This window comes from Bordetella genomosp. 1, from assembly GCF_002261335.1.
Classification (GTDB): Bacteria; Pseudomonadota; Gammaproteobacteria; order Burkholderiales; family Burkholderiaceae_B; genus Bordetella.
This window is the reverse complement of the sequence record NZ_NEVL01000003.1, coordinates 1,863,998-1,880,000: the sequence shown is the minus strand read 5'-3', so window position 1 is coordinate 1,880,000 and position 16,003 is coordinate 1,863,998. Positions and strand designations below refer to the sequence as shown.

At 64.5% G+C, this 16,003-nt stretch carries 11 protein-coding genes, 2 tRNA genes and 4 rRNA genes (1 of these 17 only partly in view); 9 read left to right on the top strand and 8 right to left on the bottom strand.

All coding sequences use genetic code 11. The annotated features are described in order from the left end of the window. The 7 genes from CEG14_RS16940 to CEG14_RS16910 form a co-directional block, all read left to right on the top strand. A 16S ribosomal RNA gene (locus CEG14_RS16940) occupies positions 1-447 on the top strand; it begins 1,084 nt to the left of the window's first position. A 90-nt stretch (positions 448-537) separates the two neighbouring features. Then, positions 538-614 (top strand) — tRNA-Ile (locus tag CEG14_RS16935). A gap of 25 nt (positions 615-639) precedes the next feature. Beyond that, positions 640-715 (top strand) — tRNA-Ala (locus tag CEG14_RS16930). 312 nt (positions 716-1,027) lie between these two features. Then, a 23S ribosomal RNA gene (locus CEG14_RS16925) occupies positions 1,028-3,910 on the top strand. 230 nt (positions 3,911-4,140) lie between these two features. Next, a 5S ribosomal RNA gene (rrf, locus tag CEG14_RS16920) occupies positions 4,141-4,253 on the top strand. Positions 4,254-4,474: 221 nt separating this feature from the next. After that, a 5S ribosomal RNA gene (rrf, locus tag CEG14_RS16915) occupies positions 4,475-4,587 on the top strand. Together the 16S, 23S and 5S rRNA genes with 2 tRNA genes alongside form the textbook arrangement of a ribosomal RNA operon. 131 nt (positions 4,588-4,718) lie before the next feature. Continuing rightward, positions 4,719-5,120, top strand: a complete 402-nt coding sequence (locus CEG14_RS16910) for a YchJ family protein (protein WP_094827455.1) — start codon at positions 4,719-4,721, stop codon at positions 5,118-5,120. A gap of 785 nt (positions 5,121-5,905) precedes the next feature. Here the strand turns inward: CEG14_RS16910 and CEG14_RS16905 are convergent. Together CEG14_RS16905 and CEG14_RS16900 are read right to left on the bottom strand one after the other, a co-directional pair. Then, positions 5,906-6,178, bottom strand: a complete 273-nt coding sequence (locus CEG14_RS16905; protein ID WP_094827454.1) for a GNAT family N-acetyltransferase — start codon at positions 6,176-6,178, stop codon at positions 5,906-5,908. Further along, positions 6,175-7,137 carry a 3-hydroxyacyl-CoA dehydrogenase NAD-binding domain-containing protein gene (locus CEG14_RS16900; RefSeq protein WP_094827453.1) on the bottom strand — a complete coding sequence of 321 codons (963 nt, stop codon included), beginning with the start codon at positions 7,135-7,137 and terminating at the stop codon, positions 6,175-6,177. The genes CEG14_RS16905 and CEG14_RS16900 overlap by 4 nt, the downstream gene beginning before the upstream one ends. Before the next feature lie 300 nt (positions 7,138-7,437). Between CEG14_RS16900 and CEG14_RS16895 the strand changes: the two genes are divergently transcribed. Then, positions 7,438-8,847 carry an amidase family protein gene (locus tag CEG14_RS16895; RefSeq protein ID WP_094827452.1) on the top strand — a complete coding sequence of 470 codons (1,410 nt, stop codon included), beginning with the start codon at positions 7,438-7,440 and terminating at the stop codon, positions 8,845-8,847. 30 nt (positions 8,848-8,877) lie between these two features. Here the strand turns inward: CEG14_RS16895 and CEG14_RS16890 are convergent, their stop codons facing one another. Further along, a complete protein-coding gene (locus tag CEG14_RS16890) occupies positions 8,878-9,849 on the bottom strand; it encodes a Bug family tripartite tricarboxylate transporter substrate binding protein (protein WP_094827451.1) in 972 nt (323 codons plus the stop codon). Positions 9,850-9,885: 36 nt separating this feature from the next. Continuing rightward, positions 9,886-11,400 (bottom strand): argininosuccinate lyase, encoded by a 1,515-nt coding sequence (gene argH / locus CEG14_RS16885; RefSeq protein ID WP_094827450.1) that lies wholly within the window; start codon positions 11,398-11,400, stop codon positions 9,886-9,888. 141 nt (positions 11,401-11,541) lie between these two features. Here argH and CEG14_RS16880 point away from each other — a divergent pair, with 141 nt between their 5' ends. Beyond that, positions 11,542-12,435, top strand: a complete 894-nt coding sequence (locus CEG14_RS16880; RefSeq protein WP_094827449.1) for a LysR substrate-binding domain-containing protein — start codon at positions 11,542-11,544, stop codon at positions 12,433-12,435. A gap of 55 nt (positions 12,436-12,490) precedes the next feature. On the opposite strand, the gene CEG14_RS16875 is transcribed toward CEG14_RS16880, so the two are convergent. The 4 genes from CEG14_RS16875 to CEG14_RS16860 form a co-directional block, all read right to left on the bottom strand. Continuing rightward, positions 12,491-12,877, bottom strand: coding sequence for a hypothetical protein (locus CEG14_RS16875; protein ID WP_094827448.1), 387 nt, complete (start codon positions 12,875-12,877; stop codon positions 12,491-12,493). A 6-nt stretch (positions 12,878-12,883) separates the two neighbouring features. Then, positions 12,884-14,143, bottom strand: coding sequence for a glutamate-5-semialdehyde dehydrogenase (locus tag CEG14_RS16870; protein WP_094827447.1), 1,260 nt, complete (start codon positions 14,141-14,143; stop codon positions 12,884-12,886). Between the two features lie 137 nt (positions 14,144-14,280). Further along, entirely contained in the window at positions 14,281-15,333 is a 1,053-nt protein-coding gene (holA, locus tag CEG14_RS16865; protein WP_094827446.1) for a DNA polymerase III subunit delta, read from the bottom strand. 3 nt (positions 15,334-15,336) lie between these two features. Beyond that, on the bottom strand, positions 15,337-15,999 hold the full coding sequence (locus CEG14_RS16860) for an LPS-assembly lipoprotein LptE (protein WP_094827445.1): 663 nt from the start codon (positions 15,997-15,999) through the stop codon (positions 15,337-15,339). Between the last annotated feature and the right edge of the window lie 4 nt (positions 16,000-16,003).

Sequence of the window (16,003 nt, the reverse complement as noted above, 5' to 3'; positions counted from 1 at the left end):
TTAAGTCCCGCAACGAGCGCAACCCTTGTCATTAGTTGCTACGAAAGGGCACTCTAATGAGACTGCCGGTGACAAACCGGAGGAAGGTGGGGATGACGTCAAGTCCTCATGGCCCTTATGGGTAGGGCTTCACACGTCATACAATGGTCGGGACAGAGGGTCGCCAACCCGCGAGGGGGAGCCAATCCCAGAAACCCGATCGTAGTCCGGATCGCAGTCTGCAACTCGACTGCGTGAAGTCGGAATCGCTAGTAATCGCGGATCAGCATGTCGCGGTGAATACGTTCCCGGGTCTTGTACACACCGCCCGTCACACCATGGGAGTGGGTTTTACCAGAAGTAGTTAGCCTAACCGCAAGGAGGGCGATTACCACGGTAGGATTCATGACTGGGGTGAAGTCGTAACAAGGTAGCCGTATCGGAAGGTGCGGCTGGATCACCTCCTTTAAGAGCTTAGCGCTCGATGTCAAGTGTCCACGCTTATCGGTTGTTTGAAATATAGCTGCTGGATCGTACAGATCCGAGAGTAAGAGTCTGGGGTCTGTAGCTCAGTCGGTTAGAGCACCGTCTTGATAAGGCGGGGGTCGTTGGTTCGAATCCAACCAGACCCACCAAAGTTATTCCGAGCGATCGGGGTATGGGGGTGTAGCTCAGCTGGGAGAGCGCCTGCTTTGCAAGCAGGATGTCATCGGTTCGATCCCGTTCACCTCCACCAGTGCTTCGCGCACTGCCTGGTAGATACTAAGCACGCAAGAGTTCAACGATTAGTGCTGCGAGTCAGTATTAATCGTTGGGTTTAGGCCTGACAGCTATATTTGTTCTTTAACAATTTGGAAGAAGCACAACGTAAAGTGTTCATCAAGTAATCAACGCAAGTTGACGAAGATGAATACGGGTTGTGATTGCATGATTTTGTTCCAAAGTCTCAAGTTTCGATGGTCACGCAAGTGGCGATCGAAAAATAGCTTTGATGAACGGCACAAACGCGAAATGTCAACAAGCGTCCTATAAGACTTTAGTGTTATAGGATCAAGCGACTAAGTGCACATGGTGGATGCCTTGGCGATCACAGGCGATGAAGGACGTGGTAGCCTGCGAAAAGCTACGGGGAGCTGGCAAACAAGCTTTGATCCGTAGATGTCCGAATGGGGAAACCCACCGCGCAAGCGGTATCCCTGACTGAATACATAGGTCAGTGGAAGCGAACCGGGTGAACTGAAACATCTCAGTAGCTCGAGGAAAAGAAATCAACCGAGATTCCGAAAGTAGTGGCGAGCGAAATCGGAAGAGCCTTCATGTTTTAGCCATCAACATAGTTGAACAGTCTGGAAAGTCTGGCCGTAGCAGGTGATAGCCCTGTAGACGAAATGTCGATGGTGGAACTAAGCATGAGAAAAGTAGGGCGGGACACGTGAAATCCTGTTTGAAGATGGGGGGACCATCCTCCAAGGCTAAATACTCGTGATCGACCGATAGTGAACCAGTACCGTGAGGGAAAGGCGAAAAGAACCCCGGAAGGGGAGTGAAATAGATCCTGAAACCGTGTGCATACAAACAGTCGGAGCCTCCTTGTGGGGTGACGGCGTACCTTTTGTATAATGGGTCAGCGACTTACATTCAGTGGCAAGCTTAACCGGATAGGGAAGGCGTAGCGAAAGCGAGTCCGAATAGGGCGTTCAGTCGCTGGGTGTAGACCCGAAACCAGATGATCTACCCATGGCCAGGTTGAAGGCACGGTAACACGTGCTGGAGGACCGAACCCACTAGTGTTGAAAAACTAGGGGATGAGCTGTGGATAGGGGTGAAAGGCTAAACAAATCTGGAAATAGCTGGTTCTCTCCGAAAACTATTTAGGTAGTGCCTCAAGTATTACTGCAGGGGGTAGAGCACTGTTATGGCTAGGGGGTCATGGCGACTTACCAAACCATGGCAAACTCCGAATACCTGCAAGTACAGCTTGGGAGACAGAGCACCGGGTGCTAACGTCCGGACTCAAGAGGGAAACAACCCAGACCGCCAGCTAAGGTCCCAAATTATCGCTAAGTGGGAAACGAAGTGGGAAGGCATAGACAGTCAGGAGGTTGGCTTAGAAGCAGCCACCCTTTAAAGAAAGCGTAATAGCTCACTGATCGAGTCGTCCTGCGCGGAAGATGTAACGGGGCTAAGCGATAAACCGAAGCTGCGGGTGTATATCTTTGATATACGCGGTAGGAGAGCGTTCTGTAAGCCTGCGAAGGTGGCTTGTGAAGGCTGCTGGAGGTATCAGAAGTGCGAATGCTGACATGAGTAGCGATAAAGGGGGTGAAAAGCCCCCTCGCCGTAAGTCCAAGGTTTCCTGCGCAACGTTCATCGGCGCAGGGTGAGTCGGCCCCTAAGGCGAGGCAGAGATGCGTAGCTGATGGGAAGCTGGTTAATATTCCAGCACCGTCGTACAGTGCGATGGGGGGACGGATCGCGGAAGATCATCAGGGTGTTGGATGTCCCTGTTGCTGCATTGAAGATGGCGCTTAGGCAAATCCGGGCGCGTAAATCAAGGGTGTGGCTCGAGCGAGCATGTCTCGCGAAGTGATTGGAAGTGGTTCCAAGAAAAGCCTCTAAGCTTCAGCTGTACGAGACCGTACCGCAAACCGACACAGGTGGACGGGATGAATATTCCAAGGCGCTTGAGAGAACTCGGGAGAAGGAACTCGGCAAATTAATACCGTAACTTCGGGAGAAGGTATGCCCCGGTAGTGTGAGGCGCCTGCGCGCTGAGCATGATGGGGTCGCAGAGAATCGGTGGCTGCGACTGTTTATTAAAAACACAGCACTCTGCAAAGACGAAAGTCGACGTATAGGGTGTGACGCCTGCCCGGTGCCGGAAGGTTAAGTGATGGGGTGCAAGCTCTTGATCGAAGCCCCGGTAAACGGCGGCCGTAACTATAACGGTCCTAAGGTAGCGAAATTCCTTGTCGGGTAAGTTCCGACCTGCACGAATGGCGTAACGATGGCCACACTGTCTCCTCCCGAGACTCAGCGAAGTTGAAGTGTTTGTGATGATGCAATCTACCCGCGGCTAGACGGAAAGACCCCATGAACCTTTACTGTAGCTTTGCATTGGACTGTGAACCGGTCTGTGTAGGATAGGTGGGAGGCTTTGAAGCGAGGTCGCTAGATCTCGTGGAGCCAACCTTGAAATACCACCCTGGTTTGTTTGCGGTTCTAACCTTGGTCCGTTATCCGGATCGGGGACAGTGCATGGTGGGCAGTTTGACTGGGGCGGTCTCCTCCCAAAGCGTAACGGAGGAGTTCGAAGGTACGCTAGGTACGGTCGGAAATCGTGCTGATAGTGCAATGGCATAAGCGTGCTTGACTGTGAGACTGACAAGTCGAACAGGTGCGAAAGCAGGACATAGTGATCCGGTGGTTCTGAATGGAAGGGCCATCGCTCAACGGATAAAAGGTACTCTGGGGATAACAGGCTGATACCGCCCAAGAGTTCATATCGACGGCGGTGTTTGGCACCTCGATGTCGGCTCATCTCATCCTGGGGCTGTAGCCGGTCCCAAGGGTATGGCTGTTCGCCATTTAAAGAGGTACGTGAGCTGGGTTTAAAACGTCGTGAGACAGTTTGGTCCCTATCTGCCGTGGGCGTTGGATACTTGACGGAGCCTGCTCCTAGTACGAGAGGACCGGAGTGGACGTACCTCTGGTGTACCGGTTGTCATGCCAATGGCATTGCCGGGTAGCTAAGTACGGAAGAGATAACCGCTGAAGGCATCTAAGCGGGAAACTCGTCTGAAGATTAGGTATCCCTGGGGGCTTGACCCCCCTGAAGAGTCGTTCAAGACCAGGACGTTGATAGGTCGGGTGTGGAAGCGCAGTAATGCGTTAAGCTAACCGATACTAATTGCTCGTGAGGCTTGATCCTATAACTCTCAAGTCTTAATTAACCATGTAGAGCGCAACTAACCCTTGCCCCTCGCATGTGACGCTGGCGACATTTCTGCCAGTGCCGTTCAAACATACATCAACGCAACCCATACACACTTTACGTGCTCTCGATGACCCGCCTGGCCACAAGCCCGCGGTGACACGAGCGCGTGCTGCTTCTTCCAAATTCAAGTGTTTGACTCCGCGTCAACCGCTTACCCGGTTACGCCTGACGACCATAGCAAGGTGGCCCCACTCCTTCCCATCCCGAACAGGACCGTGAAACGCCTTCGCGCCGATGATAGTTGGCATTCGCCTGTGAAAGTAGGTCATCGTCAGGCTTTTATTCCTCAAAACCCCACTGGATACCCTCCAGTGGGGTTTTGTTTTGGGTGAAGCCCTAACTCGCGTCGTCTCGTTCGAGAGCGCGGAGGCAGATACGGTGAATTCGCCGCTCGAAGAGCGCACCCCACCAGCAAGAAAGGCCCGCGCGGTGGCCTTTGCCGGCCAGTCCGGCATGCAGACCGCGCCAGAACATGGCATGACCGCCAACACGGTTACGCCTGACGACCATAGCAAGGTGGCCCCACTCCTTCCCATCCCGAACAGGACCGTGAAACGCCTTCGCGCCGATGATAGTTGGCATTCGCCTGTGAAAGTAGGTCATCGTCAGGCTTTTATAGCGAACCCCGCTGGAGCGATCCAGCGGGGTTTTTGTTTGGCGACGACCGACTGCGCGCCTTGGCGCGACTTCCCCTTGTACCGGCCAACGCTGCGGCCGCGTTCGCCCATGGGACAATGACACCGTGAAAAAACAAACCCCCGCCTCTTTCGCCTGCCCGTGTGGCGCGGGCGTGCGCTACGCCTCCTGCTGCGGGCGCTGGCATCACGGACCGCTGGCGCTCCAGGCACCCGACGCACCCACCTTGATGCGCTCGCGCTACAGCGCGTTCGTGCTCGATGAGCTCGCCTATCTGCTCGACACCTGGCACCCCGATACGCGACCGTCGGCCCTCGAGCCCAACGCACCCGACATGAAGTGGCTGGGCCTCGATGTTCGGGCCTCGGCACAGCAGGACGAAAACCACGCCACCGTCGAATTCGTCGCCCGCTGCAAGCAAGCCGGCCGCGCCTCCCGCATGCACGAACTCAGCCGCTTCGAACGCATCGACGGCCGCTGGTACTACCTCGACGGCGACCACCGCTAGACCCCCCACCAAGATGCCAACAAAGGTGTCAGACTGCATTTTTCCACCCGCCGTCTCTCCCCGAAAAGGAGTCAGACTGCAATTTCCCGTCGCCGCAGCCCCCGAGAAAACGAGTCAGACTGCAATTTCTCTTCCGCAAGCGGATGCAGAAAAGGAGCAGAAAAGGAGTCAGACTGCATTTTCGAGCGCGCTCGTGCGGCCGAAGCGGTGCGCCGCGTCGAGGCGGGCCCCCGCGATAAATGTAGTCTGACTCCATTGTTGAAGGCGGCTCGCCCGTGCCTGGCTGGCGGGGCGTGGGGGGATGCTCGGTGTGGACCGATGCGTGGTCCCGATGGGTGGACCGATGATGGCTTCTATCGAGCCGGAGCATGGCCTGTAGAGACCCCCAATTGATGCGCTGCCTTCATGAGCATGCGCGGCGAGCGGACGGTGATGGTGTCGCGGGGAGCGCCGTTCTTATCCACCTTCGTGGCGCTGCGGGCAGGCCGGCGCAGCGAAGCACTCGGGGAAATTGCAGTCTGACACCTTTTTGCCAAGCCGGCGGTGCCGAAAAAATGCAGTCTGACACCTTTTCACCAAGCCAGCGGTGCCGGAAAAATGCAGTCTGACTCCATTTCGTGGGGACGTGGCGGTCGGAAAAATGCAGTCTGACACCTTTTCGTCGGGCCGGTGGCGACGAAGAAATGCAGTCTGACTCCTTTTTCGAGGCGCGACGCGGATCGCAAAAATGTAGTCTGACACCATTGTTTGCGAGGGCGCCGCGGGTTGCGGGCAGGCGGGGTGGGTCAGGCGAGCAGGCTGGTGTATTCGGGGTGGCGGCGGATGTAGGCGGCGGCGTAGGAGCAGAGCGGGCGGACGCGCCAGTTGTTCTCGCGCGCGAGCGTGAGGGCGGCGGCGGTGAGTTGGGCGGCGATGCCGCGGCCGCCGACGGGTTCGGGCACGCCGGTGTGCAGGATCGCCATCACGTTGTCGCGCAGCTGGTAGTCGAGCTCGCAGGTGTGGCCGTCGACCACGGTCTCGAAGCGTTGGCGATGGGCGTCGTGTCGAATATCGGTCATGCCTTGGAATCTCCGGGTTGCAGGTGGGCGATGATGGCGCCGAGCTGGGTGTCGCGTTCGGTGGCGAGCGCTTGCAGGGAGCGGTTGCCGGCCTCGGCGGTGACGCCATCGACCAGTCGCTGTTGCAGCTCGGGTGTGAGTTCGGGCTGGCCCAGGTCGTCCCACCAGGCCTGCATGGGGACCAGCAGGTGATCCATGAAGTGCTGCAGGCCGCCCTCGCCGCCGCCGAGGTGGAAGGTCATGTGCGGGCCGAACAGGGCCCAGCGCAGGCCCGGGCCCTGGGCCACCGCTGCGTCGATGTCGGCCACGCTGGCCACGTTCTCGGCCGCGAGGTGCACGGCCTCGCGCCATAGCGCGGCCTGCAGGCGGTTGGCGATATGACCGGGCACTTCCTTGTTCAGCCGGATCGGGTGCTTGCCGAGATGCCGATAGAACGCCATGGCGCGTTCGATCGCTTCGGCTGAGGTCTGCTCGCCGCCCACCACTTCGACCAGCGGAATCAGGTGGGGCGGGTTGAAGGGATGGCCGATCAGGCAGCGCTGCGGATGAGCGCAGGCCGATTGCAGCCGGCTCATGATGAGCCCCGACGAGCTCGATGCGATCAACACGTCGGGCGGCAGGAGCGCATCCATCTGCTGGAACAGCGCGATCTTGAAGGCCTCGCGCTCCGGCGCGTTTTCCTGCACGAAGTCGGCCTGCGCGAGCGCGGCCTCGAGGCTGGCCGCGACGACCAGCGCGCCGGGATCGGCGCCGGCGACGACACGACCGGTTTGCGCGAGAGCGGGCCAGGCGCGCGTGATGCCTTCGCGCACGCGCTCGGCGGCGCCGGGCGCGGGATCGTGCAGTGTGACGGCGAGGCCTCGCGCCAGGAACAGTGCGGCCCAGCTGGCGCCGATGGTGCCGCCGCCGATGACGGCGACGCGTTGGATGGTCGGTACTGCCGGAGAAAGAGGCGCCATGAAGGAACTGTCCGGGAGGCCGGCCGGTATCCGGCCAATACCCGAATCTTGCGGCCTGGCGGCCGTCGTTGCAAGCCTTCGGCGGCTGCGCGCCGGGCGAGGCGCGTCCCCGCCGCGGTCGCGCCGGCGAGATCCATCGGGACCTCTGGTCGATGTGCCGCAACCGACGCGGGCCCTGACGCCAAGCGCGCGATGGAGGTGCGTGCATGCCCGGCTTGTGCGATCGGCGAGCGCGGCGCTAAGGTGTTGGGCGGCACCCGCGTCGGCGGGCCGATACCAACGAACGCAAGGGGAAAGGTTGTGACTGAGCTTTGGCGTATGTCGGCGGCGGAACTGGCCCGTCATATCCGGTCGGGCGAGGTGTCCGCGCTCGAGGCGGCAGAGGCCGCGCTGGCGCGGCTGGATGCGGTGAATCCGCAGCTGAATGCCGTGGTGGATCATCGGCCCGACGAGGTGTTGGCGCAGGCGCGCGAGATCGATGCGCGGCGCCGTCGCGGCGATGATCCGGGCCCGTTGGCGGGTGTGCCGGTCACGGTCAAGATCAATATCGACCAGGCCGGCTATGCGACCAGCAACGGCGTGCGCCTGCAGGCCGAGACGATCGCGCAGGAGAACAGCCCGGTGGTCGACAACCTGCTGCGTGCCGGCGCGGTGATCCTCGGGCGCACGAACACGCCGGCGTTTTCGCTGCGCTGGTTCACCGACAACAAGCTGCACGGCGCCACGCACAACCCCCGCAATGCGCGGCTCACGCCGGGCGGATCGTCGGGCGGCGCGGCCGCCGCGGTCGCCGCCGGCGTCGGGCACCTGGCGCACGGCACCGACATCGCGGGCTCGATACGCTATCCGGCCTATGCCTGCGGCGTGCACGGGCTGCGGCCGACGCTGGGTCGGGTCGCCGCCTTCAACGCGGCGTTGCCGGAGCGCTCGCTGGGCGGCCAGATCACGGCGGTCTCCGGTCCGCTGGCGCGCACGATCGCCGACGTGCGCCTCGGCCTGGCGGTGATGGCGCAGCCCGATCCGCGCGACCCGTGGTGGGTGCCCGCCCCGTTGCAGGGGCCCGACGTGGCGCGCCGTGCGGCGCTGTGCGTGCACCCCGACGGCATGCGCGTGGAACCGCAGATCGAGGCCGCCCTGCACGCGGCCGCGGCGCACCTGCGCGCGGCGGGGTGGGAGGTCGACGAAGTCGAGCCGCCGTCGCTCGAGGAGGCCGCCGGCTTGCAGATCCGCATGTGGCTGGCGGACGGCTACGAGGCCATGGTCGCTGCCGCCGAGCGCGAAGGCGATGCGGGCGCGATCGCCGCGTTGCGCGGGCAGCGCGAGGTGGCGCAGGGACTCGACCTGCCCGGCTATATCCAGACGCTGACCCGGCGTGCCACGCTGGTGCGCGAGTGGGAGCGCTTCTTCGCGCGCTATCCGGTGCTGATCACGCCGGTGTCGGCGGAGCTGCCGTTCCCCGATGGCCTGGACCTCGAAGGCGACGCCGCGTATGCGCGGGTGTGGAACGCGCAGACGACGCAGATCGGTGTGCCCTTCATGGGGCTGCCGGCGCTGTCGGTTGCGATGGGCGAGGTGGAGGGCCCGCACGGCCTCGCGCCGGTGGGTGTGCAGATAATGGCCGGGCGCTATCGCGAGGACCTCTGCCTGGCGGCGGGCGAAGTGATCGAGCGGGCGTTGCCGCCCGTGTCGGTGGCGACGCCCGCGGGCTGAGCGCGGCGCTCCGCCAGCGCGCCGCCGCCATCAATTCGTCTGGATGTGGGCGCGCTGGATGATCTCGGTCCAGCGCGTCGTCTCTTCGTTCGACAGGCGCGCAAGGTCCGCGCTGTCGCCGGGGAAGGGCAGCGCGCCCTGCTCGGCCAGGTGGGCCACCATCGCCTTTTCCCCGGCAATGCCGAGCACGGTGTCCTGCAGCTTGCGCACGACCTCGGGCGGGGTGCCGCTGGGCACCATGACGCCGTACCAGGATTCGACCACGGCGTTGGGCACGCCGGCCTCCGCGAGCGTGGGCACGTCGGGGATGGCGGGACTGCGCTTTTCGCTGGCGACCGCGAGCACGCGGACCTTGCCGGGGCCGATGTAGGAAAGCACGTTGGGCAGGTTGGCGAACAACACCTGGACCTGGCCCGACAGCAGGTCGGCCGTGGCTGGCCCGGCGCCACGATAGGGGACGTGGGCGAGTTGCGTGCCGGTGCGATACATGAAGAGCTCGCCCGTCATGTGATTGACCGAGCCGATGCCGGCGGAAGCCATATTGAGCTTGCCGGGGTTGGCCTTGGCGTAGGCCAGCAGCTCCGCCACGGAGCGGGCCGGCGTGTCGGCCGACACCGCGAGCACGTTGGGCACGGTCGCAAACAGGGCGACCGGCGCGAAATCCTTTTGCGCGTCGTAGGAGGCGTTTTTCACCAGCAGCGGCTGGATCGACTGCTGCCCCATCGTGGCGAGCAGCACGGTGTAGCCATCGGGCGCGGCCTTGGCGACGAAACTGGCGCCGATGCTGCCGCCGCCACCGGGCTTGTTCTCCACGATGACGGGCTGCCCGAGCACTTCGGACATTCGTTGCGCGAGCAACCGGCCCATCAGGTTCACGGTGCCGCCGGGCGCAAATGGCACGACCAGCGTGATGGGCTTGGCAGGATACGACTGGGCGCCGGCGGGCGCCGTGCCGAGAGCGAGGCCGGCGCCGAGGGCGCAGGCAGCGATGAGCTTGAGCATGATGTTTTTCCCCTTGTGAATGTAGCCGGCAGCGCGTCAGTGCGCCGTGGTGGACGAGATCAGTGTTTCCACGCGTTGCCGCAGGCGGGCGCGCGCGCTATCGGCGCGGTCGCCGACGGCGTCGAACGCGTTGCGGCGGTGCCGCAGTGCCTGCGACTGCGCCTCCAGGCGCTCGCGCACCAGCGCGGGCGCGGGTCCGCCGGGCGAGCGGCGCGCGGCGACGTTGCGCGACGGGTCCAGGCAGGCCTGCAGCGCCGCCGCGTCCAGCACGATGTCGCGGCCCAGTTGCTCGCGGGCGGCGCGCGCGATCATCGCGCTGTCGATGCGGCTGGCATCCAGGCCCTGGTCGAGCGCCTCGCGCACGACCGCGCCGATGATGTGGTGGGCATCCCGGAACGACACGTCGGCGTCGCGCACCAGCAGGTCGGCCAGGTCGGTGACGGTGGAGAAATCCTGGGCGGCGCGCGTGGCCATCCGGGCCGGATTCGGGCTCGCCTCGCGCACCAGCAGCGCCATCAGTGCAAGCGAGCGCAGCGCTTCCTCGCAGGCCTCCCAGCAGGTGCGCGTGCTTTCGCGGCTGCTGTCGCCCGAATGGGTGAAGTGGGTGGACTTCACCGTCGCGAACGAGGCAGTGGCCAGGCCGATCAGGTGGCCGGTCTTGCCGCGCAGGTACTCCAGCACGGCCGGGTTTTTCTTCTGCGGCATGATGCTCGAGGTGCTGGCGACACGATCGGGAAACGTGAGAAAACCGAATTCGGGCGTGGACCAGATGTAGAAGTCCTGCACCATGCGGCTGCACGTCACCATCATGATGGCCAGCGCCGCGTTCAGTTCCAGCGCGAAGTCGCGCGAGGCCACGCCGTCGAGCGCGCTGGGCAGCGGATGGGAGAAACCCAGCAGATCGCTGGTGCTGTCGCGCTCGATCGGAAACGAGGTGCCGGCGAGCGCGCAGGCGCCCAACGGCGAACCGTCGGCGCTGCCGAGCACGTGTTGCAGCCGGTCCAGGTCGCGCGTCCAGGCATCGACCAGCGCCGAGAGGTAGTAGCCGTAGGTGATGGGCTGGGCCGCCTGCATGTGGGTGTAGCCCGGCATCACGTCGTCGGCGTGGCGCTGCGCGCGCGCCAGCGCGTCTTCGGCCAGCTGCGCGAGCGCCGCGCCGATGCGCACGGTGAAATCGCGCACCCGGATGCGGTCGATGGTGGCGCCGATGTCGTTGCGGCTGCGCGCCGTGTGCAGCCGCCCGCCGAGGTCCTGGCCCACCAGGGAGATGAGATGCGCCTCGTAGTTGAAGTAGGCCTCTTCGCGCGCCGGATCCAGCGTGACGGCATCGGGGCCGTCGTCCTGCATCTGGCGCAGGGCCGCTGCCAGGCGCGTGGCCTGCGCGGGCGTCAGGATGCCCTGGCCGTGCAGCATCAGCAGATGGGCCTGGTTGATCTGGTTGAGCAGTTCGAAGTTGGCGAAGAATTCGCGATTCAGGCGCGGCAGGAAGATGCTGTCGATCACCTCCTGCGCGAGCGGCTGTTTGAGCCGGGTGCTGACTTTGGATTCCATTTCGGTCCGGTTTTCAGGTCAGAAAACCGTAGTCTCCGCGCCGGCCGAAACATGCGTCAAATCAGATATTTACAGCTATCAATACAAATTTGATATGCTTTGCGGACCCGACATGCGGCCCCGCTTCACCAGGATCCCACGATGAATTTCAAACAGGTCGAAGCCTTTCGCGCCGTGATGATGACGCGCTCCATGACGGCCGCGGCGGGCCTCTTGCACACCTCGCAGCCCAACGTGAGCCGCTGGATCGGCCTGCTCGAGCAGACCCTGGGATTCGCCCTGTTCGAGCGCGTCGGCACGCGCCTGCTGCCGACGCCGGAGGCCGAGGCGTTTCACGCCGACGTGGAACGCGCGTTCATCGGCCTGGAATCGCTCGCCGACAGCGCCCGCTCGATCCGCCGGCGCGGCACCGGCGTGTTGCGCATCGGCGCGGTGGGTTCGATCACGCAATGCGTGCTGCCGGAAGCGATCCGCATGTTCCGCCGCGATGTCTCCGACATTCCGGTGGTCGTGAACACGGGCGGCTCCGAGGTCGTGGCGAAATGGATGGCGACGGGCTTCTGCGATATCGGGTTCTGCTCGATCCAGACCGACATTCCCACCTTGCGTTTCGAGCGCATCAACACCACGCACGGCGTGGGCATCGTGGCGCGCACGCACCGGCTGGCACGCAAGCGGGCGTTGCGCCCGGCCGACTTCGCCGAGGAGAGCTTCATCTCGCTGCCGGCCGGCAGCTTCAATCGCGCGGCGATCGACCGGCACTTTCCCGACGACGCGCGCATCTTGTCGATCGAAACGCCTTACGCGACCACGATCTGCACCATGGTGAGCGAAGGATTGGGCGTGTCGATCGTGAGCCCCGTCGTGTCTCGTGCGATGCGCCTGGCCGGCCTGCGCGAGATCCCGTTCGCCGGCAAGGTGCCGTTCCACAGCTACGCCGTCACGTCGGCGCAGTTTCCGGTCAACGCGATGGCGCGGCAGTTCGGGGATTGCGTGCGGGGGGTGTTCCGCGCGCTGGATGCGCGCGGCAAATGAGGGTGCGGGGCCAGCGCGCCCTGGGCGCGCTGGACCAGACCTCAGGACGTGCGGATCAGAAGCCCAGCAGCAGCATGGACCAGACCGCGATCATGGCGATCAGGCCGAGCCAGCAGGCGCCCCAGAACCCCACCAGCGGCCACTTCACGGCCAGCGGCACGTCCTTCGGATTGACGTGCGCGAGTTGCTGGTTGGCATGGCCGAAGATCCAGAACTTCGTGCGCGGAAAGCCCAGGCGCAGGAAGTAGTCGAGGAAGATCGCCGCCTTGATGGTGAACGGATACTGCTCGAACGCGCGATGCTGCAGGTACGGATGCTTCAGCTCGGCATTGACGCGGCGCTGCGCCACGAAGAACAGATAAAGCCCGCTGATGGCGCAGGTGATGAAGCACGTGATCAGCAGGCTGAACGCGTAGGCGAAAAAGGGGGATTGGGATACCACGTTGAATCAACCTCGCGTCTGGCCTTCGCCGTTCAGAACCCACTTCAGCGTGGTCAGGCCTTCCAGGCCGACGGGACCCCGCGCGTGCAAGCGGTTGGTGGAAATGCCGATCTCCGCGCCAAGGCCGTATTCGAAACCATCGGCGAAGCAGGTGGGCAGGTTTACGTAGACCGAGCTCGAGTCGACCTCGCGCTGGAAGCGCTCGGCGGCGCCCAGGTTGTCGGTGACGATGGCGTCGGTGTGGCCCGAGCCCCAGCGGGCGATGTGCGCCATGGCGTCGTCGAGCGTGTCGACCACGCGCACGGCCAGGATCGGGCCCAGGTATTCGGTGCCCCAGTCGTCGTCGCTGGCGGGCACGGCCTGCGGCAGCAAGGCGCGGGTGCGCTCGCAGCCCCGCAGCTCGACGCCGTGGTCGGTCAGGGCGCGGCCGATGCGCGGCAGGAACGATGCGGCCACCGCCTGGTGCACCAGCAGCGTCTCCATCGAGCCGCAGATGCCGTAGCGGTAGGTCTTGGCATTGAACGCGATCTCGAAGGCGCGATCCAGGTCGGCCGCCGCATCGACGAACACGTGGCAGTTGCCGTCGAGGTGCTTGATGAGCGGCACGCGCGCCTCCTGGGCGAGCCGGGCGATCAGCCCCTTGCCGCCGCGCGGCACGATCACGTCCACGTGCTCGGTCATCGTGATGAGCTTGCCGACCGCGGCGCGGTCCGGCGTGTCGATGACCTGCACCGCCTCGGGCGGCAGGTCGGCGGCGCGCAGGCCCGCCTGCACGATGCGACCCAGCGCCAGGTTGGAATGCAGGGCCTCGCTGCCGCCGCGCAGGATGGTGGCGTTGCCCGACTTCAGGCACAGCGCGGCCGCGTCGATCGTGACGTTGGGGCGCGACTCGTAGATGATGCCGATTACGCCGAGCGGGACGCGCATCTGGGCCACGCGCATGCCGTTGGGCCGGACGCTGCTGTTGCTCAGGCTGCCGATCGGATCGGGCAGGTTGGCGATCTGGCGCAGGCCTTCGGCCATCAGGTCGATGCTGCGGTCCGACAGCGTGAGGCGGTCGAGCAGGGCCGGCTCCAGGCCGTTGGCGCGTGCCGCCTCGAGGTCGCGCGCGTTGGCGGCCTTGAGCGTATCGCGTTCGACGCCCAGCATTTCCGCCATCGCGAGCAGGGCGCGATTCTTCGCCGAGCCGCTGGCGCGCATCATGGCGCGCGACGCCTGGCGGGCGTTCTCGCCCAGGGCGAGCATGGTGTGTTCGATTGTGGTCATGATGTGTTTCTCGCTTTAGGGCACGCCGCGGGCGTGCGCCTGGATATCTGAGACCGGACCCTGAAGTTTATCCGGCCCGCGCGGAGGGCGCGGCGCGGCAGGGCTGGCGTTGGCGGAGGCGGCGGCCGGGGCCGCCTTCACGGTCGCCCGGCGGCGGCCACGCGCAGCGCGAGCCGGGTCATCTCTTCCCAGGCGTCGGAGAGCCGGCCCGGCACGCTCAGGCCCTTGATCAGGCGATCGACCTCATGGGCGTGCTGGACGGCGGCCGGCCACGATTGCGGCGGCACGCGCGACAGCGCCTGCAGGGCCAGGCGCTCGTGGGCGCCGAAGATGCGCAGGCGCCGCATCAGGCCCGGGACGTCCTGGTTCTGCGCGCGCGCCTGTGCCACGCGCGACAGCAGGCGGATTTCTTCGCCCACGGCCCACAGCACCAGCGGCAGCGCTTCGCCCTCGGCCCGCAGGCCGTCGATCATGCGCACCGTGCGGCCGATGTCGCCGGCCAGCATGGCATCGCGCAGGCCGAAGACGTCGTAGCGCGCCACGTTGAGCACCGCGCGTTCGACGTCGGCGCCGGCGAGTTCGCCTTCGGGGTAGAGCAGGCCGAGCTTTTGGATTTCCTGGTGCGCGGCGAGCAGATTGCCCTCGACCTTGTCGGCCATCCATTGCAGCGTGGCGGCGTCGGCGCGCTGGTTCTGGCGCGCGAGCCGCGCGCCGATCCAGCCCGGCAGCCGGCCGCGTTCGATGGTGGGGATGTCGGCGAAGATGCCGGCCCGCGTCAGCGCCTGGGCCCAGCGCGTGTCGCGCGTGGCCTTGTCCAGGCGCGGCAGCGCCACCACGATCAGCGTGGCGTCGTCGGGCTGGGCCAGCGTCTGCTCGGCCAGCTTGGTGAGGGTGTCGCCGCCGGTCTTGCCGGGCTTGCCGGTGGGGATCTTGAGCTCGAGCAGCCGGCGGTCGCCGAACAGCGACACGCTCTGCGTGGCGGCGGCCACCGCGCTCCAGTCGGAGCGCGCGTCCATCACCATCGTGGTGCGGTCGGTGTAGCCCGCCTCGCGGGCGGTCGCGCGCAGGGCGTCGACCGCTTCGGTGACGAGCAGCGGCTCGTCACCGGAGATCGTGTAGAGCGGCGCGAGCCGGCCACCCGCGCGGCGCAGGTGATCGAGCAGTCCGTCTCCGTCCAGGGCTTGCGCCATGGATCAGAGCGGGTCCAGGTTGCGATTCATCTCGGGCGTGTTCCACGGCTGCGGCGTGACGCGCTCGCGACGGACCGCGTTCGGATCGAACACCGGCGCGTTGGGATCGCCCTGTTCGGAGAGCGCGCGCTGGGCGGCGGTGTGCACGTCGGGGGCGGTCAGGCGGCGCAGCAGGCGCGTGACCAGCGACTGCTGCATCGCGCGGTACAGCGTTTCCTTCTGGATCTGCTTGGCCTGCACGATCTGGTCGTCGTACGGCATTTCGCGGTAGATCGCGAAGGTCGTGTCGGCGATCAGCGGATTGCCTTGGCGATCGATCAGGCGGAACGTGAAGATCAGGCCGAGTTCGTATTCCTCGACGCGGCCCTGCGCATTGAGCGACACCTCGCGCTGGGTGCGGCGCAGCTCGATCTGCTGCAGGATCGCCTCGGCATCGGCCGGATCATTGACCTGGCGCGTGTCGGGCGATGCGGCCTTCAGCTGGCGCCGGACGTCGGCGCCGAAGCGCGTGCTGTCCGGGATGTTGATGTACATCGTGTTGAACGGCAGCGGCGTCTCGCCCTTGAGCGCGAAGCCGCAGGACGTCAGCAGCATGAGCAGCGCCAGGCCTGCGGCACGGCGCAGCCACGACAGGGGAGAGAGCGCGGAAAGCCCGGCGAAGTTCATGCGT